The sequence below is a fragment of the Pseudomonas sp. Sample_20 genome (genome assembly GCF_004307585.1).
GTDB lineage: Bacteria > Pseudomonadota > Gammaproteobacteria > Pseudomonadales > Pseudomonadaceae > Aquipseudomonas > Aquipseudomonas atacamensis.
On sequence record NZ_RCOA01000083.1, the window covers coordinates 19,504 to 40,891 of the forward strand.

Sequence of the window (21,388 nt, forward strand, 5' to 3'; positions counted from 1 at the left end):
CAGTTACAGGTGCATCGACTGATCTGACGCATTCGCGAGCAGGCTCGCTCCCACAGGAGATTGTGAGTAGCCAGGAATTTCCTGAACAAAAAAGGCCCGTCGTTTAAGCGACGGGCCTTTTTCATTTAAGACGGTTACAGCGGCAAATCAGAACGGAATATCGTCATCGAAGCTGTCGAAATCCGGAGCCGGTTGCGGTGCGGCCTGCTGAGGCGCCGGAGCCGAACGCTGCTGTGGAGCCGACTGCTGCGGGCGTGGAGCCTGCTGACGTGGCGCCTGCTGCTGGTAGTTGTTGCCGCCGCCTTGCTGGTCGCCCTGTTGTGGACGGCCGCCGAGCAGTTGCATGGTGCCTTGCATGTCGACCACGATTTCAGTGGTGTAACGCTTGATACCGTCCTTTTCCCACTCGCGGGTCTGCAGCTTGCCTTCGATGTACACCTGCGAACCCTTGCGCAGGTATTCACCGGCGATCTCGGCCACCTTGCCGAACATCGATACGCGGTGCCATTCGGTCTTCTCGACCTTCTGACCGGTCTGCTTGTCGGTCCATTGTTCGCTGGTGGCCAGACTCAGGTTGGTCACGGCGTTACCGTTAGGCAGGTAGCGAACTTCGGGATCCTGGCCGCAAGTGCCGACCAATATGACTTTGTTAACCCCACGGGCCATAACGTTCTCCTAAGCGTCGCACGCAGCCCCGGCCGGGTTGTTGACCAGGCGTTCGAGGGTGCTGCGATCCACTAATTCTTTGTCCAGTTTGATGTAAACAGCCGCCTCTTCGGCGACTATCACTGCATCTGTTACCCCTACCAGGGCCTTGAGGCGCTCGACCAGACCCGCTTCGCGGATCGCTTCGGGCGACAACGGCAAGCGCAGGCTCGTCACGTAGGGAGGTTCGCGCATGGTAACAGCAAAGGCCAGCCAAAGTGCAGCCAGCGCGGCGCATCCGAGGAACACAACCGACAGACCGCCATGCTGGAACAACCAGCCGCCGAGTATCCCGCCGAGTGCCGAACCGAGGAACTGGCTGGTGGAGTACACGCCCATGGCCGTGCCCTTGCCGCCCGCCGGTGAAACCTTGCTGATCAGCGACGGCAACGATGCCTCGAGCAGATTGAACGCGGTGAAAAACACCACAGTACCGATCACCAGAGCACGCAGGCTGTCGCCGAACTGCCAGAAGAATAGTTCAGTCAGCATCAATGTCATGACGGCGCCGAGCAAAACTCGTTTCATTTTGCGTTTCTTCTCGCCGTAGATAATGAACGGGATCATGGCGAAGAACGAAATCAGCAGCGCGGTGAGGTAGACCCACCAGTGCTGTTCCTTGGGCAAACCGGCTTTTTCCACCAGTGCCAGCGGCAAGGCGACGAAGCTCGACATCAACATGGCATGTAACACAAAGATGCCCAGATCCAGGCGCAGCAGGTCCGGGTGCTTGAGCGTCGGCATCAGTGCCTGCCGGGCGACGCCGGACTCACGGTGCTGCAACGGCCCGGTGGATTGCGGCACCATGAACATGATGATCAGGATGCCGACCAGCGCCATGGCGCCAGTGGCGAGGAACAGCCCGGACAGCCCGAACGCACTGGTCAGTAACGGCCCGACCACCATGGCCACGGCAAACGACAGGCCGATGGTCATGCCGATCATCGCCATGGCTTTGGTGCGATGCTGCTCGCGGGTCAGGTCGGAAAGCAGCGCCATCACCGCTGCAGAAATCGCCCCGGCGCCCTGCAGGATTCGCCCGGCGATCACGCCCCAGATCGAATCGGCCTGGGAAGCCAGAACACTGCCGAGAGCGAAGACGATCAGGCCGAGGTAGATCACCGGCCGGCGACCGATGCGGTCGGAAATGATCCCGAACGGAATCTGGAAAATTGCCTGGGTCAGACCGTAAGCGCCAATCGCCAGCCCGATCAGGGCCGGGGTCGCTCCCGCCAGATCCATGCCATAGGTCGCCAGCACCGGCAACACCATGAACATGCCAAGCATACGGAAAGCGAACACCAGGGCCAGACCGCTCGCCGCGCGGGTCTCGCTGCCACTCATGCGTTCGCTGTGGGGATCGTGCATGGAAAAACCTCGTGTGAACCGGCGGCGATTCTACCAGTCCCATCGGAAGACGGGGTATATCGCGACGCTATGACGCGTATAGATGAAACTCTCTTCATGAACGGCAAAACGCCCTTCGTTTGATAGTGTGCATCCATCCAGTATTTGCCCGTATACTCCTACGTTTTCGACGCCCGCCAAGCGAGGCCACTTTGGACAAGATCCTGATACGTGGGGCCCGTACCCACAACCTGAAGAACATCGACCTGACCCTGCCACGGGACAAACTGATCGTCATCACCGGCCTGTCCGGATCCGGCAAGTCGTCCCTGGCGTTCGACACGCTGTATGCCGAAGGTCAGCGCCGCTATGTCGAATCGCTGTCGGCCTATGCCCGGCAGTTCCTGTCGATGATGGAGAAACCCGACGTCGACACCATCGAAGGCCTGTCGCCGGCGATCTCCATCGAACAGAAGTCGACCTCGCACAACCCGCGTTCCACGGTCGGCACCATCACCGAAATCTACGACTACCTACGCTTGCTCTATGCCCGCGTCGGTACGCCGCGTTGCCCGGATCACGACATTCCACTGGAAGCGCAGACCGTCAGCCAGATGGTCGATCTGGTGCTGGCGCAGCCGGAAGGCAGCAAACTGATGTTGCTGGCACCGGTGATCCGCGAACGCAAAGGCGAACACCTGTCGGTCTTCGAAGAATTGCGTGCGCAGGGTTTCGTCCGCGCCCGGGTCAACGGACGCATTTGCGAGCTCGACGAGCTGCCGAAGCTGGATAAACAGAAGAAGCATTCGATCGATGTGATCGTCGACCGCTTCAAGGTCCGCGCCGATCTGCAGCAGCGTCTGGCCGAGTCTTTCGAGACCGCGCTGAAACTCGCCGACGGCATTGCCCTGGTCGCGCCGATGGACGACGAGCCGGGCGAAGAAATGATCTTCTCCGCACGCTTCGCCTGCCCGATCTGCGGCCATGCGATCAGCGAGCTGGAACCCAAGCTGTTTTCCTTCAACAACCCGGCCGGCGCCTGCCCGACCTGTGATGGCTTGGGCGTGAAGCAGTTCTTCGACATCAAGCGTCTGGTCAATGGCGAGCTGACCCTGGCCGAAGGTGCAATACGCGGCTGGGACCGGCGCAACGTCTATTACTTCCAGATGCTCGGCTCACTCGCCTCGCACTACAAGTTCAGCCTGGACAAGCCCTTCAACGACCTCAGCGCCGAGCAGCAGAAGTTCATCCTGCATGGCAGCGGCTCGCAGAACGTAGACTTCAAATACCTCAACGACCGTGGCGATATCGTCAAACGCTCGCACCCGTTCGAAGGCATCGTGCCGAATCTTGAGCGTCGCTATCGCGAAACCGAATCGGCGAGCGTGCGCGAAGAGCTGGCCAAGTTCCTCAGCCATCAGGCCTGCCCGGATTGCCGTGGCACGCGTCTGCGCCGTGAAGCGCGGCACGTCTGGGTCGGCGAGAAAACCTTGCCGGCAGTGACCAATCTGCCGATCGGCGATGCCTGCGAATATTTCGGCGCGCTGAAGATGACCGGTCGCCGCGGCGAGATCGCCGACAAGATCCTCAAGGAAATCCGCGAGCGCCTGCAATTCCTGGTCAACGTCGGCCTCGACTATCTGTCGCTGGATCGCAGTGCCGACACATTGTCCGGTGGCGAGGCGCAACGGATTCGTCTGGCCAGCCAGATTGGCGCCGGTCTGGTCGGCGTTCTGTATATCCTTGATGAACCGTCCATTGGTCTGCATCAGCGCGACAACGATCGGCTGCTCGGTACGCTCAAGCATTTGCGCGATATCGGCAACACGGTGATCGTGGTCGAGCATGATGAAGACGCGATTCGTCTGGCTGACTATGTCGTCGATATCGGTCCTGGCGCAGGTGTACACGGCGGGCGGATCGTTGCCGAGGGCACGCCGGATGAAGTCATGGCGCACCCGGATTCGCTGACTGGCAAATACCTGTCCGGCCGGGTGAAGATCGAAGTGCCGGCCAAACGCACCCCACGCAACAAGAAGCTCAACCTGTCGCTCAAGGGTGCGCGCGGCAACAATCTGCGCAATGTCGATCTGGACATCCCGATCGGCCTGCTGACGTGCGTGACTGGCGTATCCGGTTCGGGTAAATCGACACTGATCAACAACACGCTGTTCCCGCTGAGCGCCACGGCGCTGAATGGCGCGACCACGCTGGAAGCGGCTGCACATGACAGCATCAAAGGCCTGGAACATCTCGACAAAGTCGTCGATATCGACCAGAGCCCGATCGGCCGTACGCCGCGCTCCAACCCGGCGACCTACACCGGGCTGTTCACGCCGATCCGCGAACTGTTTGCCGGCGTGCCCGAGTCGCGCTCCCGGGGTTACGGCCCGGGGCGTTTCTCGTTCAACGTCAAGGGCGGTCGCTGCGAAGCGTGCCAGGGCGATGGCCTGATCAAGGTGGAAATGCACTTCCTGCCGGACATCTACGTGCCCTGCGATGTGTGCAAGAGCAAGCGTTACAACCGCGAAACCCTTGAAATCAAGTACAAGGGCAAGAGCATCCATGAAACCCTCGAAATGACCATTGAGGAAGCACGGGAATTCTTCGACGCGGTTCCGGCACTGGCGCGCAAGCTGCAAACGCTGATGGATGTCGGCCTGTCCTACATCAAGCTGGGGCAGTCGGCAACGACCCTGTCCGGCGGTGAAGCACAGCGGGTCAAGTTGTCGCGCGAGCTGTCCAAACGCGATACCGGCAAGACCCTGTACATCCTCGATGAGCCGACCACCGGTCTGCACTTTGCCGATATCCAGCAATTGCTCGACGTCCTCCATCGTCTGCGCGACCACGGCAACACCGTGGTGGTCATCGAGCACAACCTCGATGTGATCAAGACCGCTGACTGGCTGGTGGACCTTGGTCCTGAAGGCGGTTCCAAGGGCGGGCAGATCATTGCCACCGGTACGCCGGAGGAAGTCGCCGAGATGAAGCAATCTCACACCGGCCATTACCTCAAGCCGCTGCTGGTCCGAGATCGGGCTTAACTGCCAGGCATGAAAAAGCCCCTGTCACCGTTGAAGTGACAGGGGCTTTTTTGTAGCCGTGCAATCAGGATGCGTGGGATTGCAGGTAGTTCTCGAGACCGATCAGCTTGATCAGGCCCAGCTGCTTTTCCAGCCAGTAGGTGTGATCTTCTTCGGTGTCGTTGAGCTGAACCCGCAGAATTTCGCGGCTGACATAGTCTTTGTGTTGCTCGCAAAGTTCGATGCCTTTGCACAGCGCAGCGCGGACTTTGTATTCGAGGCGCAAATCAGCTTCGAGCATCGTAGGCACCGTGGTGCCGACATCCAGATCGTCCGGACGCATGCGCGGCGTGCCTTCGAGCATCAGAATCCGCCGCATCAATGCATCGGCGTGGCCGGCTTCTTCTTCCATCTCGTGGTTGATGCGCTCGTAGAGCTTGGTGAACCCCCAGTCCTCATACATCCGCGAATGAACAAAATATTGGTCACGCGCGGCCAGTTCGCCGGTCAGCAACGTATTGAGGTAATCGATTACATCTGGGTGGCCTTGCATCGCCCTACATCTCCCTTCCTGAAAGTCTGTAGTTTGAACCAACCTGACCGGAAGGTCACTCGCTTCGCGCAATAAAAGCGAAGATATTCTGAGAAAAGCAGGCCAAATAACGCAAAAACCGCCCAAATGAGGGCGGTTCTGCTTCTCGTTTAGACTACGTTAAGCTGTCAGTTGAGCAGCTTTGCGATTGCTTCTCCATACGCCGGATCGGCTTTGTAGAAATGCTGCAGCTGACGATCCACGACGTCGCTCGAAACACCCGCCATTGCGCCGGCAATGTTGCTGACCAGCAATGCTTTCTGCTCGTCGCTCATCAAGCGGAACAAGGCACCGGCATGGCTGTAGTAGTCGGTGTCTTCGCGGTGATCATAACGATCGGCGGCACCGCTCAAGGCCAGCGCTGGCTCAGCGTAATGTGGCGCTTGTTTCGGCGACTCAACGTAGCTGTTCGGTTCATAGTTCGGCGCCGCGCCGCCATTGCTGCCGAAAGCCATGGAGCCGTCACGCTGATAAGTATTCACCGGGCTGCGCGGAGCGTTCACCGGCAATTGCTGGTGATTGGTGCCCACACGGTAGCGGTGCGCGTCAGCGTATGCGAATACACGGCCTTGCAGCATGCGGTCTGGCGACAGACCGACGCCTGGCACCATGTTGCTCGGGCCAAACGCCGCCTGTTCAACTTCAGCGAAGTAGTTCAACGGGTTGCGATTCAACTCCAGCTCACCAACTTCGATCAACGGAAACTCCTTCTGCGACCAAGTCTTGGTCACGTCGAACGGATTCTCGTAATGAGCCGCCGCTTGCGCTTCGGTCATGATCTGAATGCACACGCGCCATTTCGGGAATTCACCGCGCTCGATGGCCTCGAACAGGTCACGCTGCGCATAGTCCGGGTCGGTACCGGCCAAACGGGCGGCCTCGGCTGGCGCCAGGTTCTTGATGCCTTGCTGAGTCTTGTAGTGCCACTTCACCCAGTGACGCTCGCCTTTGTCGTTGATCAGGCTGTAAGTGTGACTGCCGAAGCCGTGCATATGGCGATAGCCGTCAGGGATGCCACGATCAGAAAACAGGATGGTGACCTGGTGCAACGCTTCAGGCGAATGCGACCAGAAATCCCACATCATCTGCGCGCTTTTCAGGTTGCTTTGCGGCAGACGTTTTTGCGTATGGATAAAGTCCGGAAACTTCAGCGGATCGCGGATGAAGAACACTGGCGTGTTGTTGCCAACGATGTCCCAGTTGCCTTCCTCGGTGTAGAACTTCAAGGCGAAGCCGCGCGGATCGCGCTCAGTGTCGGCCGAACCACGCTCGCCACCTACGGTGGAAAAGCGCAGAAAGGTTGGCGTTTGTTTGCCTACCGATTCGAACAACTTTGCACTGGTGTATTCGGTGATGTCACGGGTGACGGTGAACGTACCGTAAGCGCCCGAGCCCTTAGCGTGGACACGGCGTTCTGGAATGTTTTCACGGTTGAAGTGCGCGAGCTTTTCGATCAGATGGAAATCGTCGAGAAGCAGCGGACCGCGTGGGCCGGCGGAACGGGAATTCTGGTTGTCAGCGACTGGCGCGCCACTGGCGGTTGTAAGCGTCTTGGTCTGGCTCATGCGGTCTTCTTCCTCTGTCAGTCTTGAACTGCCGGCTAATGGGCTTGGCGGGAAGTATTGATCATCGACGTTACAGCTACAAATTCATTAACTTGCAGGCATCGATAGATAATTACTAATTATGTTTTCCCGGCACATAGTGGCAGTTCAACCATGTCAGAAACTTGTACAGACGGCGCATTTCTTACAGGCACAAAAAACCGGGCACTAGGCCCGGTTCTTTGTTTCAGACTGACGTCTTACTCGGCGGATACAGCTTCGCCAGCAGTAGCACGATCAACCAACTCGACGTACGCCATAGGCGCGTTGTCGCCAGCGCGGAAACCGCACTTGAGGATGCGCAGGTAGCCACCCTCACGGGTAGCGTAACGCTTGCCCAGGTCGTTGAAGAGCTTACCAACGATAGCTTTCGAACGAGTACGGTCGAAAGCCAGACGGCGGTTAGCCAGGCTGTCTGTCTTGGCCAGAGTGATCAGCGGCTCGGCAACGCGGCGCAGTTCTTTGGCTTTTGGCAGAGTAGTTTTGATCAGCTCGTGCTCGAACAGCGACACCGCCATGTTTTGGAACATGGCCTTGCGGTGCGAGCTGGTGCGGCTCAGGTGACGACCACTTTTACGATGACGCATGGTTCATTCCTTACCAAACACTACGTTCGGTGATTACGACGATCAGGCAGTCGCCTTGTCGTCCTTCTTAAGACTTGCAGGCGGCCAGTTGTCGAGGCGCATGCCGAGGGACAGACCGCGGGAGGCCAGAACGTCCTTGATTTCAGTCAAGGATTTCTTGCCCAGGTTCGGAGTCTTCAACAGCTCTACTTCGGTACGCTGAATCAGGTCGCCGATGTAGTAGATGTTTTCCGCCTTAAGGCAGTTAGCCGAACGTACAGTCAGTTCCAGATCGTCAACCGGGCGAAGCAGGATCGGATCGATCTCGTCTTCCTGCTCGACAACCAGCGGCTCACTTTCACCTTTGAGGTCGACGAACGCAGCCAGCTGCTGTTGCAGGATGGTTGCAGCGCGACGGATAGCCTCTTCAGGATCCAGGGTACCGTTGGTTTCCAGATCAATAACCAGCTTGTCCAGGTTGGTACGCTGTTCGACACGGGCGTTTTCCACCACGTAAGCGATACGGCGAACCGGGCTGAACGAAGAGTCGAGCTGCAAGCGACCGATGCTGCGGCTTTCGTCTTCATCGCTCTGACGCGAGTCGGCTGGTTCATAACCACGACCACGAGCTACGGTGAGCTTCATGTTCAGGGCGCCGTTAGACGCCAGGTTAGCGATTACGTGATCGGGATTAACGATCTCGACATCATGATCCAGCTGAATATCGGCAGCGGTAACCACCCCCGAACCCTTCTTCGACAAGGTCAGCGTAACTTCGTCACGACCGTGCAGCTTGATGGCCAGACCTTTAAGGTTCAACAGGATTTCAATTACGTCTTCCTGTACACCTTCGATGGCGCTGTACTCGTGGAGCACACCGTCAATCTCGGCCTCGACTACTGCGCAGCCGGGCATTGAGGACAACAGGATGCGGCGCAGCGCGTTGCCCAGGGTGTGGCCAAAACCACGCTCGAGAGGCTCGAGAGTGATCTTGGCGCGGGTTGGACTGACAACCTGCACATCAATGTGGCGGGGTGTCAGGAACTCATTTACCGAAATCTGCATGGATGCACCTATTTTCTAGCCCTTACTTGGAGTAGAGCTCGACAATCAGGCTTTCGTTGATGTCGGCGGACAGATCACTGCGAGCAGGAACGTTCTTGAAAACGCCCGACTTCTTCTCAGTGTCTACTTCTACCCATTCTACGCGGCCACGTTGGGCACACAGATCGAGAGCTTGGACAATGCGAAGTTGGTTTTTTGCTTTCTCGCGAACTGCAACCACGTCACCAGCACGAACCTGATACGACGGAACGTTTACGGTCTGACCGTTAACGCTGATCGACTTGTGCGATACCAGTTGACGGGATTCGGCACGAGTCGAACCAAAGCCCATACGGTATACAACGTTGTCCAGACGGCATTCGAGCAGTTGCAGCAGGTTTTCACCGGTTGCACCTTTCTTGCCAGCAGCTTCTTTGTAGTAGCCGCTGAACTGACGCTCGAGAACGCCGTAGATACGACGGACCTTCTGCTTTTCACGCAGTTGGGTGCCGTAGTCGGACTGGCGACCGCGGCGTTGGCCGTGGATACCAGGTGCTGCTTCAATGTTGCACTTCGATTCGATCGCGCGCACGCCGCTCTTCAGGAAGAGATCGGTGCCTTCGCGACGAGCGAGTTTGCATTTTGGACCAATGTAACGAGCCATTCTTTACAATCTCCTGGATTACACGCGGCGCTTCTTCGGCGGACGGCACCCGTTGTGCGGGATTGGCGTCACGTCGGTGATGCTGGCGATCTTGTAGCCACAGCCGTTCAAAGCGCGGACTGCGGATTCACGACCTGGACCTGGACCCTTGACGTTGACGTCGAGGTTTTTCAGGCCGTATTCCAGCGCAGCTTGACCAGCACGCTCAGCAGCTACTTGAGCAGCGAACGGGGTGGACTTGCGGGAACCGCGGAAACCCGAACCACCGGAGGTAGCCCAGGAAAGAGCGTTACCTTGACGGTCGGTAATGGTCACGATGGTGTTGTTAAAAGATGCATGGATGTGGGCGATGCCATCAACCACTGTCTTTTTAACTTTTTTACGAGGACGAGCAGCAGGTTTTGCCATGATTAAATTCCTGTCGATTCGCTGGGGCGATTACTTGCGGATCGGCTTACGCGGACCTTTACGGGTACGCGCGTTGGTCTTGGTACGCTGACCGCGTACTGGCAGACCACGACGATGACGCAGACCGCGATAGCAACCGAGGTCCATCAAGCGCTTGATTTTCATGTTGATTTCGCGACGCAGGTCACCTTCAGTGGTGAACTTCGCCACTTCGCCACGCAGCTGTTCAATTTGCTCGTCGCTCAGATCTTTGATCTTTGCTGCTGGGTTTACCCCAGTCACTGCACAGATCTTCTGCGCAGTAGTGCGACCAACACCATAGATGTAGGTCAGCGAGATAACAGTATGCTTGTTATCTGGAATGTTAACGCCTGCAATACGGGCCATTCAGTGGGACTCCAATTGACAGCTACCTACGCCCCGGAAGCCAAGAAATAGGGCGCGAGATAATATCGCTGTAATAACAAATAATCAACCCGGTAGCGCACTAGCTACCGGGCTTGAAGCACAATCACACTCAGCCTTGGCGCTGTTTGTGACGCGGTTCCGCGCTGCAAATTACTCGAACAACACCTTCGCGGCGAATAATCTTGCAGTTACGGCACAGCTTTTTCACCGATGCACGAACTTTCATCACCAACTCCTCGAACCTTATGGGTACTCAGCGCAACATGCCGCTGCCGTAACCCTTCAGGTTGGCTTTCTTCATCAGGGATTCGTACTGGTGCGAAACGAGGTGCGATTGTACTTGGGACATGAAGTCCATCACAACCACGACCACGATCAGCAACGAGGTCCCGCCAAGGTAGAACGGAACGTTTGCTGCAACCACCAGGAATTGGGGCAACAGGCACACGGCCGTCATGTAAAGAGCACCGAACAGGGTCAAGCGGGTCAGAACGCCATCAATATAGCGCGCAGACTGCTCACCTGGACGGATGCCCGGAATAAAGGCACCGGACTTCTTCAGGTTTTCCGCTACGTCTTTCGGATTGAACATCAACGCCGTATAGAAGAAGCAGAAGAAAATAATCCCTGCACTAAACAGCAGAATATTCAACGGCTGACCAGGAGCGATCGACTGCGAGATGTCCTGCAACCAGCCCATACCTTCAGACTGACCGAACCAGGCACCCAACGAAGCCGGAAACAGCAAGATGCTGCTCGCGAAAATAGCCGGAATAACACCGGCCATGTTCACCTTCAGCGGCAAGTGGCTTGTCTGCGCAGCAAAAACCTTGCGGCCCTGCTGACGCTTGGCGTAGTGAACAGCAATACGACGCTGACCACGCTCAATGAACACCACGAAACCGATAATCGCTACTGCCAGCAAACCGATGGCAACCAGGGCGAAGATGTTGATATCACCCTGACGCGCAGACTCGAAAGACTGCCCGATTGCTCTCGGAAGACCGGCGACGATACCCGAAAAAATCAACATCGAGATACCGTTGCCAACACCACGCTCAGTAATCTGCTCACCCAGCCACATCATGAACATCGCACCAGCCACAAATGTGGTTACCGCGACGAAATGGAAGCCAAAGTCACCAGTGAACGCGACGCCCTGCCCCGCCAGACCAATGGACATGCCAATAGCCTGGACCAGAGCGAGAGCGACGGTGAGGTAGCGGGTGTACTGGCTAATCTTGCGACGGCCAGCTTCACCTTCCTTCTTCAACTGCTCCAGCTGCGGGCTGACGGCGGTCATCAGTTGCATGATGATCGATGCCGAAATGTACGGCATGATCCCCAGTGCAAAGATGCTCATCCGTTCCAGCGCGCCGCCGGAGAACATGTTGAACAAGCTAAGAATGGTCCCCTCATTCTGTCGAAACAGGTCTGCGAGTCGGTCCGGGTTGATACCTGGAACCGGGATGTGTGCGCCTATTCGGTAGACGATAATCGCCAGGAACAGAAAACGCAGACGAGCCCAGAGTTCAGACATACCGCCTTTGCCGAGCGCAGAGAGAGCACCTTGCTTAGCCATTTATTCCTCGAACTTGCCGCCAGCTGCTTCGATAGCCGCACGCGCACCTTTGGTGGCGCCGATTCCCTTGCCGATAGTGACAGCGCGAGTCACTTCACCGGACAGCATGATTTTCACACGCTGTACGTTGACGTTGATCACGTTGGCATCTTTCAGGGACTGCACAGTAACGATGTCGCCTTCCACTTTGGCCAGCTCGGACAAACGCACTTCTGCGCGATCCATGGCTTTCAGGGAAACGAAACCGAACTTAGGCAGGCGACGATGCAGCGGCTGTTGACCGCCTTCAAAGCCTGGAGCGATGGTGCCACCGGAGCGGGAGGTCTGACCTTTGTGACCACGGCCACCAGTCTTGCCCAAACCACTACCGATACCACGGCCCGGACGATGCTTTTCGCGACGGGAACCCGGCGCTGGACTCAGATCATTGAGTTTCATCGATTAACCCTCGACACGCAGCATGTAGTAAGCCTTGTTGATCATCCCGCGATTTTCGGGAGTATCCTGGACTTCTACAGTGTGACCGATGCGACGCAGACCCAGACCCTTAACGCACAGTTTGTGGTTAGGGATGCGGCCGGTCATGCTTTTGATCAGCGTAACTTTAACGGTAGCCATGATTACTTGATCTCCTCAACACGCAGGCCACGCTTGGCAGCGATGGACTCAGGAGACTGCATAGCCTTCAGACCCTTGAAAGTGGCGTGAACCACGTTTACCGGGTTAGTCGAGCCGTAGCACTTGGCCAGAACGTTCTGAACGCCAGCAACTTCGAGGACAGCACGCATAGCGCCGCCAGCGATGATACCGGTACCTTCAGAAGCAGGCTGCATGTACACCTTCGAAGCGCCGTGAGCGGACTTCATTGCGTACTGCAGAGTGGTGCCGTTCAGGTCAACTTGAATCATGTTGCGGCGAGCAGCTTCCATTGCCTTCTGGATCGCAGCAGGCACTTCACGCGACTTGCCACGGCCGAAGCCAACACGCCCTTTACCATCACCAACCACGGTCAACGCGGTGAAAGTGAAGATACGGCCGCCTTTAACGGTTTTGGCTACGCGGTTAACTTGAACCAGCTTCTCGATGTAGCCTTCGTCGCGCTTTTGGTCGTTATTTGACATAACTTAGAACTCCAGCCCAGCTTCACGAGCAGCATCAGCCAGCGCTTTAACGCGGCCGTGGTACTTGAAGCCAGAGCGGTCGAAAGCCACTTGCGATACGCCAGCGGCCTTAGCACGCGTAGCGACCAGCTGGCCAACCTTTGTGGCCGCGTCGATGTTGCCAGTGGCACCATCACGCAGTTCTTTATCCAAAGTCGAGGCACTTGCCAGGACTTTGTTGCCGTCGGCCGAGATGACCTGGGCGTAGATGTGCTGCGACGAGCGGAACACGCAGAGACGCACGACTTCGAGTTCGTGCATTTTCAGGCGTGCTTTGCGAGCGCGACGCAGTCGAGTAACTTTTTTGTCGGTCATTTGCTATGCCCTACTTCTTCTTGGCTTCTTTACGACGGACGACTTCGTCCGCGTAGCGCACACCTTTGCCTTTGTATGGCTCTGGTGGACGGAAGTCGCGGATCTCGGCGGCCACTTGACCTACCAGCTGCTTGTCGATGCCCTTGATCAGGATATCGGTCTGGCTAGGAGTCTCAGCGGTGATGCCTTCCGGCAGTTCGTAATCCACTGGGTGCGAGAAGCCAAGAGCCAGGTTCAGAACCTGACCTTTTGCTTGCGCTTTGTAACCAACACCGACCAGCTGGAGCTTGCGCTCGAAGCCTTGGCTTACGCCCTGGACCATGTTGTTTACCAACGCACGCGTGGTACCGGCCATTGCGCGAGTTTGTTGATCGCCATTGCGAGCAGCGAAACGCAGCTCACCAGCTTCTTCAACGATCTCAACGGACGAATGGATGTTCAGTTCAAGAGTACCCTTGGCACCCTTCACCGAAAGCTGTTGGCCTGCGAATTTGACTTCGACACCGGCTGGCAGCTTAACGGGGTTCTTAGCGACGCGAGACATGCTTATCCCCCCTTAGAACACAGTGCAAAGAACTTCGCCGCCGACACCGGCAGCGCGCGCAGCACGATCCGTCATCACACCTTTGTTGGTGGAGACGATAGACACGCCAAGACCGCCACGAACTTTCGGCAGATCTTCAACGGACTTGTACTGACGCAGGCCTGGACGACTAACGCGCTTCACTTCTTCGATAACCGGACGGCCTTCGAAGTACTTCAGCGAGATGGACAGCGACGGCTTGGCGTCGGTGGTGATCTGAAAATCCGCGATGTAACCTTCGTCCTTCAGGACTTTTGCTACAGCAGCCTTCAACGTGGAAGACGGCATGCTTACGACAGACTTTTCAGCCATCTGGGCATTACGGATTCGAGTTAGCATGTCCGCTAACGGGTCCTGCATACTCATGGGCTAGACGCTCCTAATACAAAAAAATTAGCCTTGCGGCTACTACTTGTCGCCGAGAACTTCCGGGCAGAAAAACACGGGCTCAGGCGAGCCGGTCATTCTAGACACACCCCAGAAATGAATCAAGCCCCAAAAGGGGCTTGATTCAGATTCAAGGCCACCGATGGTCAGGTTCTTGCGAACCCGAACATCGAGACTTTGACAACTGTTACCAGCTGGCTTTAACCAGACCTGGTACGTCACCACGCATTGCAGCTTGACGCAGCATGTTACGACCGAGGCCGAACTTGCGGTATACGCCGTGCGGACGACCAGTCAGGCGGCAACGGTTACGCATGCGCGAAGCGCTAGCGTCACGTGGTTGCTTCTGCAGAGCTACGGTAGCTTCCCAACGCGCTTCTGGACTTGCGTTCAGATCGACGATGATAGCTTTCAGCGCTGCACGCTTGGTGGCGTACTTGGCAACGGTGAGCTGACGCTTCAGCTCACGGTTCTTCATGCTCTTCTTGGCCATTTTCCTACTCCAATCAGTTGCGGAACGGGAATTTGAAAGCACGCAGCAGAGCGCGGCCTTCATCATCGTTCTTGGCAGTGGTGGTCAGGGTAATGTCCAGACCGCGGAGAGCATCGATCTTGTCGTAGTCGATTTCCGGGAAGATGATCTGCTCTTTCACGCCCATGCTGTAGTTGCCACGACCATCGAAGGACTTGGCATTCAGGCCGCGGAAGTCGCGAACCCGAGGCAGGGAGATCGACAGCAGACGATCCAGGAACTCGTACATACGCTCACGGCGCAGGGTCACTTTGACGCCGATCGGCCATCCTTCGCGGACTTTGAAGCCAGCGATGGATTTACGAGCGTAGGTCACAACGACTTTCTGGCCGGTGATCTTTTCGAGGTCAGCAACAGCGTGCTCGATGACTTTTTTGTCGCCGATCGCTTCGCCCAGACCCATGTTCAGGGTGATTTTGGTAACGCGCGGAACTTCCATCACGTTCGAAAGCTTAAGTTCTTCCTTAAGTTTCGGAGCGATTTCCTTCCGGTAAATCTCTTTTAGTCGTGCCATGGTCTTCTACCTAGCAGTGTTCAAGCATCAACCGCTTTTTGGGTCGACTTGAAGACACGAATTTTCTTACCGTCTTCTACTTTGAAACCAACGCGGTCAGCCTTGTTGGTTTCGCCGTTGAAGATGGCGACGTTGGAAGCGTGCAGTGGCGCTTCTTTCTCGACGATACCGCCCTGTACGCCCGACATCGGGTTAGGCTTGGTATGACGCTTGACCAGGTTCAGACCACCAACAACCAAACGGTTGTCAGCAAGAACCTTCAGCACCTTACCGCGCTTACCTTTGTCTTTGCCGGCGATCACGATGATCTCGTCGTCACGACGAATCTTTTGCATGTCGGATCTCCTTACAGCACTTCTGGGGCGAGCGAGACGATCTTCATGAACTTCTCAGTACGAAGTTCACGGGTCACTGGCCCAAAGATACGGGTGCCGATCGGCTCTTGCTTGTTGTTCAGAAGAACAGCAGCGTTGCCATCAAAGCGGATAATGGAGCCATCAGCACGACGTACGCCGTGACGAGTGCGGACTACAACAGCAGTCATCACTTGGCCTTTTTTCACTTTACCGCGAGGAATTGCTTCCTTGACGGTAACTTTGATGATGTCACCGATACCAGCGTAACGACGATGGGAGCCACCCAGCACCTTGATGCACATAACACGGCGAGCGCCGCTGTTATCGGCCACATCGAGCATGGATTGAGTCTGAATCATATAATTTCTCCGACCCCTAGCCCTTAGACTTCCACAGCGCGTTCGAGAACATCAACCAGCGCCCAAGACTTGGTCTTGGCCATCGGACGAGTTTCACGAATAGTGACTTTGTCGCCGATGTGGCACTGATTGGTTTCGTCGTGCGCGTGCAGCTTAGTCGAACGCTTAACGTATTTACCGTAGATCGGGTGCTTTACGCGACGCTCGATCAGAACGGTGATGGTTTTGTCCATCTTGTCGCTGACAACACGGCCAGTCAGCGTACGGACAGTTTTTTCGGCTTCAGCCATGATCACTTACCTGCCTGCTGGTTGAGCACAGTCTTCACGCGAGCGATGTCACGCTTAACTTGCGAGAGCAGATGAGACTGCCCCAACTGGCCAGTTGCTTTCTGCATGCGCAGATTGAACTGGTCGCGCAGCAAGCCGAGCAGTTGCTCGTTCAGCTGCTGTGCGGATTTTTCACGAAGTTCATTCGCTTTCATCACATCACCGTCCGTTTAACAAAGGAGGTGGCGAGCGGCAGCTTTGCAGCAGCCAGGGCGAAAGCCTCACGCGCCAGCTCTTCAGAAACACCCTCGATTTCATACAGGACTTTGCCTGGCTGAATCTGGGCAACCCAGTACTCCACGTTACCCTTACCTTTACCCATACGAACCTCGAGAGGTTTCTTGGAGATCGGCTTGTCCGGGAATACACGGATCCAGATCTTGCCGCCACGTTTTACGTGACGGGTCAGAGCACGACGCGCTGACTCGATCTGACGAGCGGTGAGACGACCACGAGCAACAGACTTCAGCGCGAACTCGCCGAAGCTGACTTTGCTACCGCGCAGTGCCAGACCACGGTTGTGGCCGGTCATCTGCTTGCGGAACTTCGTACGCTTTGGTTGCAACATTTGGCGTACCCCTTACTTAGCAGCTTTTTTACGAGGCGCTGGTGCTTGTGGTTTCAGTTCTTCTTGGCGACCACCAATAACTTCGCCTTTGAAGATCCAAACCTTTACACCGATCACACCGTAAGTGGTGTGAGCTTCGTAGTTGGCATAGTCGATGTCGGCACGCAGGGTGTGCAGTGGCACACGACCTTCGCGATACCATTCAGTACGTGCGATTTCAGCACCGCCGAGACGACCGCTCACTTGGATTTTGATGCCTTTGGCACCAATGCGCATGGCGTTCTGTACAGCGCGCTTCATAGCGCGACGGAACATTACACGACGCTCCAGCTGCTGAGCTACGCTCTGCGCAACCAGCATACCGTCGAGCTCCGGCTTGCGGATCTCTTCGATATTGATGTGCACAGGCACACCCATTTGCTTGGTCAGGTCCTGACGCAGTTTCTCAACATCTTCACCTTTCTTCCCGATAACGATACCTGGACGAGCGGTGTGGATGGTGATGCGTGCAGTTTGGGCCGGACGATGGATATCGATACGGCTTACGGACGCGCTTTTTAGTTTGTCTTGGAGATACTCACGCACTTTCAGATCTGCGAACAAGTAGTCCGCATAAGTCCGACCGTCTGCGTACCAGACGGAGGTGTGCTCCTTGACGATTCCCAGGCGAATGCCAATGGGATGTACTTTCTGACCCATCTCTTCGACTCCGTTACTTGTCAGCAACCTTGACAGTGATATGGCAAGACCGCTTGACGATGCGATCAGCACGGCCTTTGGCACGTGGCATGATGCGCTTCAGCGAACGCCCTTCGTTGACGAAAACGGTGCTGACCTTCAGGTCATCAACGTCTGCGCCTTCGTTATGCTCGGCGTTGGCTACGGCCGACTCCAGCACTTTCTTCATGATCTCGGCGGCTTTCTTACTGCTGAAAGCCAACAGGTTGAGCGCTTCGCCCACCTTCTTCCCGCGGATCTGGTCGGCGACCAAGCGGGCTTTCTGGGCGGAGATTCGAGCGCCCGACAACTTAGCGGCTACTTCCATTTCCTTACCCCTTAACGCTTGGCTTTCTTGTCAGCCACGTGCCCACGATAAGTGCGGGTACCGGCAAACTCGCCCAGTTTATGGCCGACCATGTCTTCGTTCACGAGAACTGGGCCGTGTTGGCGACCGTTGTGTACCGCGATGGTCAGACCGACCATTTGTGGCAGGATCATGGAACGGCGCGACCAGGTCTTAACTGGTTTGCGATCGTTCTTTTCCGCCGCCACTTCGATCTTCTTCAGTAGGTGAAGATCAATAAAAGGACCTTTTTTCAGAGAACGTGGCACTGTCGTATCCCTCTATTTACTTGCGACGACGGACGATCATTTTGTCGGTACGCTTATTACCACGAGTCTTCGCGCCCTTAGTCGGGAAGCCCCATGGCGATACCGGATGACGACCACCAGAGGTACGACCTTCACCACCACCATGTGGGTGGTCAACCGGGTTCATGGCAACACCACGAACGGTTGGGCGAACGCCACGCCAGCGTTTGGCACCAGCTTTACCCAGCGAACGCAGGCTGTGCTCGGAGTTCGAGACTTCACCCAGGGTCGCACGGCATTCAGCCAGGACTTTACGCATTTCACCGGAACGCAGACGCAGGGTCACGTAGACACCTTCACGAGCGATCAGCTGAGCCGAAGCACCAGCGGAACGAGCGATCTGTGCACCTTTACCTGGCTTCAATTCGATGCCGTGTACGGTAGAACCGACTGGAATGTTGCGCAGTTGCAGAGCGTTGCCTGGCTTGATTGGAGCCAGAGCGCCTGCGATCAGCTGGTCGCCAGCACTCACGCCTTTAGGGGCGATGATGTAGCGGCGCTCGCCGTCTGCGTAGCAAAGCAGTGCGATGTGAGCAGTACGGTTTGGATCGTATTCGATACGCTCGACAGTGGCGACGATGCCATCTTTGTCGTTGCGACGGAAATCGACCATACGGTAATGCTGCTTATGACCACCACCGATGTGACGAGTGGTAATACGGCCATTGTTGTTACGACCACCAGACTTCGATTTTTTCTCGAGCAGCGGTGCGTGAGGAGCGCCTTTATGCAGCTCCTGGTTGACCACCTTGACCACAAAACGGCGGCCAGGGGAAGTCGGTTTGCATTTAACGATTGCCATGATGCACCCCTTCCTTACTCAGCACTGCTGCTGAAATCGAGATCTTGGCCTGGCTGAAGGGAGATAACTGCCTTCTTCCAGTCATTACGCTTGCCCAGACCGCGAGCAGTGCGCTTGCTCTTACCCAGAACGTTCAGGGTAGTGACGCGCTCTACTTTCACGCTGAACAGGCTTTCGACGGCCTTCTTGATTTCCAGCTTGGTTGCATCAGTAGCAACCTTGAAAACGAACTGGCCTTTCTTGTCTGCCAGAACCGTAGCCTTCTCGGAAACGTGCGGGCCAAGCAGAACTTTAAATACGCGTTCCTGGTTCATCCCAGCAGCTCCTCGAATTTCTTCACGGCCGACACGGTGATCAACACCTTGTCGTATGCGATCAGACTAACTGGATCGGAACCTTGCACGTCACGTACATCTACGTGCGGCAGGTTGCGAGCAGCCAGGTACAGGTTCTGATCAACAGCGTCCGACACGATCAGAACGTCGGTCAGGCTCATGTTGTTCAGTTTGCCCAGCAGATCTTTGGTTTTCGGAGTTTCAACAGCGAAATCCTGAACCACGACCAGACGATCAGTACGCACCAGCTCAGCAAGGATGGAACGCATTGCTGCGCGATACATCTTCTTGTTCAGCTTCTGGGAGTGATCCTGTGGACGAGCTGCGAAAGTGGTACCGCCGCCACGCCAGATTGGGCTACGGATAGTACCGGCACGAGCACGGCCAGTACCTTTCTGACGCCATGGGCGCTTGCCGCCACCACGAACGTCGGAACGGGTCTTCTGCTGCTTGCTACCTTGACGGCCGCCGGCCATGTAGGCCACGACTGCTTGGTGAACCAGCGTCTCGTTGAATTCGCCGCCAAATGTCAGTTCGGAAACTTCGATCGCTTGAGCGTCATTTACATTTAATTGCATGTCAGCTTCCCCTTAACCGCGAGCCTTGGCTGCTGGACGTACAACCAGGTTGCCGCCAGTAGCGCCAGGAACAGCACCCTTGACCAACAACAGATTGCGTTCAGCGTCCACGCGCACTACTTCCAGGGACTGCACGGTCACGCGCTCAGCGCCCATATGACCGGACATTTTTTTGCCCTTGAATACACGACCAGGAGTCTGGCACTGGCCGATAGAGCCTGGGACGCGGTGGGATACGGAGTTACCGTGGGTGTTATCTTGCCCGCGGAAATTCCAACGCTTGATCGTACCCTGGAAGCCTTTACCCTTGGACTGACCGGTTACATCAACCAGTTGACCAGCGGCGAAGATTTCAGCGTTGATCAGATCGCCAGCCTGGTACTCGCCTTCTTCAAGGCGGAATTCCATGGTGGTGCGACCAGCGGCAACGTTCGCTTTAGCGAAGTGGCCAGCCTGAGCTGCTGTTACACGCGAAGCGCGACGCTCGCCGACAGTGACTTGCACTGCACGATAGCCATCGGTCTCTTCAGTTTTGAACTGGGTGACGCGATTCGGCTCGATCTCAATGACCGTGACCGGAATGGAGACACCTTCTTCGGTGAAAATACGGGTCATACCGCATTTACGACCGACTACACCAATAGTCATGTTGTAAACCTCATGAGTGTACGGGGCTTTCACCCGCTATGGCCGCCCATTTCAGAGCGTTACACGACCAAGACCGAGTCTTAGCCGAGGCTGATCTGCACTTCCACACCGGCCGCAAGATCAAGCTTCATCAGCGCGTCAACGGTTTTATCCGTTGGCTGGACGATGTCCAGAACACGCTTATGAGTGCGGATCTCGTACTGGTCACGCGCGTCTTTGTTGACGTGCGGGGAAACCAGAACGGTGAACCGCTCTTTACGGGTAGGCAGTGGAATTGGACCACGCACTTGAGCACCAGTACGTTTCGCGGTTTCCACGATTTCCTGGGTTGATTGGTCGATCAGGCGATGGTCAAAAGCCTTCAACCTGATACGGATTTGCTGATTTTGCATTGGATTTCAGACTCCGGCTGCTATTCCCACCGGGCGCAATACGCCCGTTAAAAGGAGGCGCAATTCTATAGACGCCCCCGATAGGTGTCAACCCAATAAAAAAGCCCCCGCTGAGCGGGGGCTTTTTCAATCCATCAAGCTGACTTTAAAAGTCTTACTCGATGATTTTGGCTACGACGCCAGCGCCGACGGTACGACCGCCTTCACGGATAG

Annotated in this window: 33 protein-coding genes; 1 reads left to right on the forward strand and 32 read right to left on the reverse strand. The window is 56.3% G+C overall.

Annotated elements, in window-relative coordinates:
* Positions 1 to 147: 147 nt before the first annotated feature.
* Positions 148 to 666 (reverse strand): single-stranded DNA-binding protein, encoded by a 519-nt coding sequence (locus D8U70_RS18135; RefSeq protein WP_003228709.1) that lies wholly within the window; start codon positions 664 to 666, stop codon positions 148 to 150.
* A 9-nt stretch (positions 667 to 675) separates the two neighbouring features.
* The gene (locus tag D8U70_RS18140) at positions 676 to 2,073 is read right to left on the reverse strand and encodes an MFS transporter (RefSeq protein WP_122747494.1); all 1,398 of its coding nucleotides are present in this window, start codon (positions 2,071 to 2,073) and stop codon (positions 676 to 678) included.
* A 191-nt stretch (positions 2,074 to 2,264) separates the two neighbouring features.
* Between D8U70_RS18140 and uvrA the strand changes: the two genes are divergently transcribed.
* Positions 2,265 to 5,099 carry an excinuclease ABC subunit UvrA gene (gene uvrA / locus D8U70_RS18145; protein WP_130929450.1) on the forward strand — a complete coding sequence of 945 codons (2,835 nt, stop codon included), beginning with the start codon at positions 2,265 to 2,267 and terminating at the stop codon, positions 5,097 to 5,099.
* A gap of 64 nt (positions 5,100 to 5,163) precedes the next feature.
* Here the strand turns inward: uvrA and bfr are convergent, their stop codons facing one another.
* The 30 genes from bfr to rpsJ form a co-directional block, all read right to left on the reverse strand.
* A complete protein-coding gene (gene bfr / locus D8U70_RS18150) occupies positions 5,164 to 5,631 on the reverse strand; it encodes a bacterioferritin (protein ID WP_016772947.1) in 468 nt (155 codons plus the stop codon).
* A 167-nt stretch (positions 5,632 to 5,798) separates the two neighbouring features.
* Positions 5,799 to 7,235 (reverse strand): catalase, encoded by a 1,437-nt coding sequence (locus tag D8U70_RS18155; RefSeq protein ID WP_110646970.1) that lies wholly within the window; start codon positions 7,233 to 7,235, stop codon positions 5,799 to 5,801.
* A gap of 239 nt (positions 7,236 to 7,474) precedes the next feature.
* Positions 7,475 to 7,861, reverse strand: coding sequence for a 50S ribosomal protein L17 (rplQ, locus tag D8U70_RS18160; RefSeq protein WP_003176402.1), 387 nt, complete (start codon positions 7,859 to 7,861; stop codon positions 7,475 to 7,477).
* A 42-nt stretch (positions 7,862 to 7,903) separates the two neighbouring features.
* The gene (gene rpoA, locus D8U70_RS18165) at positions 7,904 to 8,905 is read right to left on the reverse strand and encodes a DNA-directed RNA polymerase subunit alpha (protein WP_016772946.1); all 1,002 of its coding nucleotides are present in this window, start codon (positions 8,903 to 8,905) and stop codon (positions 7,904 to 7,906) included.
* A gap of 22 nt (positions 8,906 to 8,927) precedes the next feature.
* Positions 8,928 to 9,548 (reverse strand): 30S ribosomal protein S4, encoded by a 621-nt coding sequence (gene rpsD, locus D8U70_RS18170; protein ID WP_003176404.1) that lies wholly within the window; start codon positions 9,546 to 9,548, stop codon positions 8,928 to 8,930.
* An 18-nt stretch (positions 9,549 to 9,566) separates the two neighbouring features.
* Positions 9,567 to 9,956, reverse strand: a complete 390-nt coding sequence (gene rpsK, locus D8U70_RS18175) for a 30S ribosomal protein S11 (RefSeq protein ID WP_002555466.1) — start codon at positions 9,954 to 9,956, stop codon at positions 9,567 to 9,569.
* A gap of 30 nt (positions 9,957 to 9,986) precedes the next feature.
* On the reverse strand, positions 9,987 to 10,343 hold the full coding sequence (gene rpsM, locus D8U70_RS18180; protein WP_003186020.1) for a 30S ribosomal protein S13: 357 nt from the start codon (positions 10,341 to 10,343) through the stop codon (positions 9,987 to 9,989).
* Between the two features lie 130 nt (positions 10,344 to 10,473).
* Entirely contained in the window at positions 10,474 to 10,590 is a 117-nt protein-coding gene (rpmJ, locus tag D8U70_RS18185; protein ID WP_002555468.1) for a 50S ribosomal protein L36, read from the reverse strand.
* A gap of 27 nt (positions 10,591 to 10,617) precedes the next feature.
* On the reverse strand, positions 10,618 to 11,946 hold the full coding sequence (gene secY / locus D8U70_RS18190; RefSeq protein WP_016772945.1) for a preprotein translocase subunit SecY: 1,329 nt from the start codon (positions 11,944 to 11,946) through the stop codon (positions 10,618 to 10,620).
* On the reverse strand, positions 11,947 to 12,384 hold the full coding sequence (gene rplO / locus D8U70_RS18195) for a 50S ribosomal protein L15 (RefSeq protein ID WP_003228720.1): 438 nt from the start codon (positions 12,382 to 12,384) through the stop codon (positions 11,947 to 11,949).
* A gap of 3 nt (positions 12,385 to 12,387) precedes the next feature.
* The gene (gene rpmD, locus D8U70_RS18200) at positions 12,388 to 12,564 is read right to left on the reverse strand and encodes a 50S ribosomal protein L30 (protein ID WP_003176408.1); all 177 of its coding nucleotides are present in this window, start codon (positions 12,562 to 12,564) and stop codon (positions 12,388 to 12,390) included.
* 2 nt (positions 12,565 to 12,566) lie between these two features.
* Positions 12,567 to 13,067 (reverse strand): 30S ribosomal protein S5, encoded by a 501-nt coding sequence (rpsE, locus tag D8U70_RS18205; RefSeq protein ID WP_007955637.1) that lies wholly within the window; start codon positions 13,065 to 13,067, stop codon positions 12,567 to 12,569.
* A 3-nt stretch (positions 13,068 to 13,070) separates the two neighbouring features.
* Positions 13,071 to 13,421 (reverse strand): 50S ribosomal protein L18, encoded by a 351-nt coding sequence (gene rplR / locus D8U70_RS18210; RefSeq protein ID WP_003186037.1) that lies wholly within the window; start codon positions 13,419 to 13,421, stop codon positions 13,071 to 13,073.
* 10 nt (positions 13,422 to 13,431) lie between these two features.
* On the reverse strand, positions 13,432 to 13,965 hold the full coding sequence (gene rplF / locus D8U70_RS18215; RefSeq protein WP_003228722.1) for a 50S ribosomal protein L6: 534 nt from the start codon (positions 13,963 to 13,965) through the stop codon (positions 13,432 to 13,434).
* Positions 13,966 to 13,977: 12 nt separating this feature from the next.
* A complete protein-coding gene (gene rpsH, locus D8U70_RS18220) occupies positions 13,978 to 14,370 on the reverse strand; it encodes a 30S ribosomal protein S8 (RefSeq protein ID WP_016772944.1) in 393 nt (130 codons plus the stop codon).
* 208 nt (positions 14,371 to 14,578) lie between these two features.
* Positions 14,579 to 14,884 (reverse strand): 30S ribosomal protein S14, encoded by a 306-nt coding sequence (rpsN, locus tag D8U70_RS18225; RefSeq protein WP_003186042.1) that lies wholly within the window; start codon positions 14,882 to 14,884, stop codon positions 14,579 to 14,581.
* A gap of 13 nt (positions 14,885 to 14,897) precedes the next feature.
* Positions 14,898 to 15,437, reverse strand: a complete 540-nt coding sequence (gene rplE / locus D8U70_RS18230; protein ID WP_003210069.1) for a 50S ribosomal protein L5 — start codon at positions 15,435 to 15,437, stop codon at positions 14,898 to 14,900.
* A gap of 20 nt (positions 15,438 to 15,457) precedes the next feature.
* Positions 15,458 to 15,772 (reverse strand): 50S ribosomal protein L24, encoded by a 315-nt coding sequence (gene rplX / locus D8U70_RS18235; protein ID WP_003186046.1) that lies wholly within the window; start codon positions 15,770 to 15,772, stop codon positions 15,458 to 15,460.
* Positions 15,773 to 15,783: 11 nt separating this feature from the next.
* Positions 15,784 to 16,152: a 50S ribosomal protein L14 gene (gene rplN / locus D8U70_RS18240; protein ID WP_002555479.1), complete on the reverse strand. Its 369-nt coding sequence runs from the start codon at positions 16,150 to 16,152 to the stop codon at positions 15,784 to 15,786.
* 23 nt (positions 16,153 to 16,175) lie between these two features.
* Positions 16,176 to 16,442 carry a 30S ribosomal protein S17 gene (gene rpsQ / locus D8U70_RS18245; RefSeq protein ID WP_003194644.1) on the reverse strand — a complete coding sequence of 89 codons (267 nt, stop codon included), beginning with the start codon at positions 16,440 to 16,442 and terminating at the stop codon, positions 16,176 to 16,178.
* Positions 16,443 to 16,444: 2 nt separating this feature from the next.
* Positions 16,445 to 16,636: a 50S ribosomal protein L29 gene (rpmC, locus tag D8U70_RS18250; protein ID WP_002555481.1), complete on the reverse strand. Its 192-nt coding sequence runs from the start codon at positions 16,634 to 16,636 to the stop codon at positions 16,445 to 16,447.
* Positions 16,636 to 17,049 carry a 50S ribosomal protein L16 gene (rplP, locus tag D8U70_RS18255; protein WP_003228729.1) on the reverse strand — a complete coding sequence of 138 codons (414 nt, stop codon included), beginning with the start codon at positions 17,047 to 17,049 and terminating at the stop codon, positions 16,636 to 16,638. Before rplP ends, rpmC begins: the two co-directional genes overlap by 1 nt.
* A gap of 12 nt (positions 17,050 to 17,061) precedes the next feature.
* The gene (gene rpsC, locus D8U70_RS18260) at positions 17,062 to 17,748 is read right to left on the reverse strand and encodes a 30S ribosomal protein S3 (RefSeq protein ID WP_003176422.1); all 687 of its coding nucleotides are present in this window, start codon (positions 17,746 to 17,748) and stop codon (positions 17,062 to 17,064) included.
* A 13-nt stretch (positions 17,749 to 17,761) separates the two neighbouring features.
* Entirely contained in the window at positions 17,762 to 18,094 is a 333-nt protein-coding gene (rplV, locus tag D8U70_RS18265) for a 50S ribosomal protein L22 (RefSeq protein ID WP_003103908.1), read from the reverse strand.
* 11 nt (positions 18,095 to 18,105) lie between these two features.
* Entirely contained in the window at positions 18,106 to 18,381 is a 276-nt protein-coding gene (gene rpsS, locus D8U70_RS18270) for a 30S ribosomal protein S19 (protein ID WP_130929451.1), read from the reverse strand.
* A 16-nt stretch (positions 18,382 to 18,397) separates the two neighbouring features.
* Positions 18,398 to 19,222, reverse strand: a complete 825-nt coding sequence (gene rplB / locus D8U70_RS18275; RefSeq protein ID WP_016772943.1) for a 50S ribosomal protein L2 — start codon at positions 19,220 to 19,222, stop codon at positions 18,398 to 18,400.
* A 14-nt stretch (positions 19,223 to 19,236) separates the two neighbouring features.
* Positions 19,237 to 19,536 (reverse strand): 50S ribosomal protein L23, encoded by a 300-nt coding sequence (gene rplW / locus D8U70_RS18280; RefSeq protein ID WP_002555488.1) that lies wholly within the window; start codon positions 19,534 to 19,536, stop codon positions 19,237 to 19,239.
* Positions 19,533 to 20,135: a 50S ribosomal protein L4 gene (gene rplD, locus D8U70_RS18285; protein ID WP_003228735.1), complete on the reverse strand. Its 603-nt coding sequence runs from the start codon at positions 20,133 to 20,135 to the stop codon at positions 19,533 to 19,535. Before rplD ends, rplW begins: the two co-directional genes overlap by 4 nt.
* A gap of 12 nt (positions 20,136 to 20,147) precedes the next feature.
* Positions 20,148 to 20,783 (reverse strand): 50S ribosomal protein L3, encoded by a 636-nt coding sequence (gene rplC / locus D8U70_RS18290; protein ID WP_003228738.1) that lies wholly within the window; start codon positions 20,781 to 20,783, stop codon positions 20,148 to 20,150.
* 80 nt (positions 20,784 to 20,863) lie between these two features.
* Entirely contained in the window at positions 20,864 to 21,175 is a 312-nt protein-coding gene (rpsJ, locus tag D8U70_RS18295) for a 30S ribosomal protein S10 (RefSeq protein WP_003186070.1), read from the reverse strand.
* Positions 21,176 to 21,388 lie beyond the last annotated feature (213 nt).

Coding starts and splice junctions, on each gene's coding strand:
- D8U70_RS18135 (WP_003228709.1), bottom strand. CDS start 666: ATGGCCCGTGGGGTTAACAAAGTCATATTGGTCGGCACTTGCGGCCAG.
- D8U70_RS18140 (WP_122747494.1), bottom strand. CDS start 2,073: ATGCACGATCCCCACAGCGAACGCATGAGTGGCAGCGAGACCCGCGCG.
- bfr (WP_016772947.1), bottom strand. CDS start 5,631: ATGCAAGGCCACCCAGATGTAATCGATTACCTCAATACGTTGCTGACC.
- D8U70_RS18155 (WP_110646970.1), bottom strand. CDS start 7,235: ATGAGCCAGACCAAGACGCTTACAACCGCCAGTGGCGCGCCAGTCGCT.
- rplQ (WP_003176402.1), bottom strand. CDS start 7,861: ATGCGTCATCGTAAAAGTGGTCGTCACCTGAGCCGCACCAGCTCGCAC.
- rpoA (WP_016772946.1), bottom strand. CDS start 8,905: ATGCAGATTTCGGTAAATGAGTTCCTGACACCCCGCCACATTGATGTG.
- rpsD (WP_003176404.1), bottom strand. CDS start 9,548: ATGGCTCGTTACATTGGTCCAAAATGCAAACTCGCTCGTCGCGAAGGC.
- rpsK (WP_002555466.1), bottom strand. CDS start 9,956: ATGGCAAAACCTGCTGCTCGTCCTCGTAAAAAAGTTAAAAAGACAGTG.
- rpsM (WP_003186020.1), bottom strand. CDS start 10,343: ATGGCCCGTATTGCAGGCGTTAACATTCCAGATAACAAGCATACTGTT.
- rpmJ (WP_002555468.1), bottom strand. CDS start 10,590: ATGAAAGTTCGTGCATCGGTGAAAAAGCTGTGCCGTAACTGCAAGATT.
- secY (WP_016772945.1), bottom strand. CDS start 11,946: ATGGCTAAGCAAGGTGCTCTCTCTGCGCTCGGCAAAGGCGGTATGTCT.
- rplO (WP_003228720.1), bottom strand. CDS start 12,384: ATGAAACTCAATGATCTGAGTCCAGCGCCGGGTTCCCGTCGCGAAAAG.
- rpmD (WP_003176408.1), bottom strand. CDS start 12,564: ATGGCTACCGTTAAAGTTACGCTGATCAAAAGCATGACCGGCCGCATC.
- rpsE (WP_007955637.1), bottom strand. CDS start 13,067: ATGTCAAATAACGACCAAAAGCGCGACGAAGGCTACATCGAGAAGCTG.
- rplR (WP_003186037.1), bottom strand. CDS start 13,421: ATGACCGACAAAAAAGTTACTCGACTGCGTCGCGCTCGCAAAGCACGC.
- rplF (WP_003228722.1), bottom strand. CDS start 13,965: ATGTCTCGCGTCGCTAAGAACCCCGTTAAGCTGCCAGCCGGTGTCGAA.
- rpsH (WP_016772944.1), bottom strand. CDS start 14,370: ATGAGTATGCAGGACCCGTTAGCGGACATGCTAACTCGAATCCGTAAT.
- rpsN (WP_003186042.1), bottom strand. CDS start 14,884: ATGGCCAAGAAGAGCATGAAGAACCGTGAGCTGAAGCGTCAGCTCACC.
- rplE (WP_003210069.1), bottom strand. CDS start 15,437: ATGGCACGACTAAAAGAGATTTACCGGAAGGAAATCGCTCCGAAACTT.
- rplX (WP_003186046.1), bottom strand. CDS start 15,772: ATGCAAAAGATTCGTCGTGACGACGAGATCATCGTGATCGCCGGCAAA.
- rplN (WP_002555479.1), bottom strand. CDS start 16,152: ATGATTCAGACTCAATCCATGCTCGATGTGGCCGATAACAGCGGCGCT.
- rpsQ (WP_003194644.1), bottom strand. CDS start 16,442: ATGGCTGAAGCCGAAAAAACTGTCCGTACGCTGACTGGCCGTGTTGTC.
- rpmC (WP_002555481.1), bottom strand. CDS start 16,636: ATGAAAGCGAATGAACTTCGTGAAAAATCCGCACAGCAGCTGAACGAG.
- rplP (WP_003228729.1), bottom strand. CDS start 17,049: ATGTTGCAACCAAAGCGTACGAAGTTCCGCAAGCAGATGACCGGCCAC.
- rpsC (WP_003176422.1), bottom strand. CDS start 17,748: ATGGGTCAGAAAGTACATCCCATTGGCATTCGCCTGGGAATCGTCAAG.
- rplV (WP_003103908.1), bottom strand. CDS start 18,094: ATGGAAGTAGCCGCTAAGTTGTCGGGCGCTCGAATCTCCGCCCAGAAA.
- rplB (WP_016772943.1), bottom strand. CDS start 19,222: ATGGCAATCGTTAAATGCAAACCGACTTCCCCTGGCCGCCGTTTTGTG.
- rplW (WP_002555488.1), bottom strand. CDS start 19,536: ATGAACCAGGAACGCGTATTTAAAGTTCTGCTTGGCCCGCACGTTTCC.
- rplD (WP_003228735.1), bottom strand. CDS start 20,135: ATGCAATTAAATGTAAATGACGCTCAAGCGATCGAAGTTTCCGAACTG.
- rplC (WP_003228738.1), bottom strand. CDS start 20,783: ATGACTATTGGTGTAGTCGGTCGTAAATGCGGTATGACCCGTATTTTC.
- rpsJ (WP_003186070.1), bottom strand. CDS start 21,175: ATGCAAAATCAGCAAATCCGTATCAGGTTGAAGGCTTTTGACCATCGC.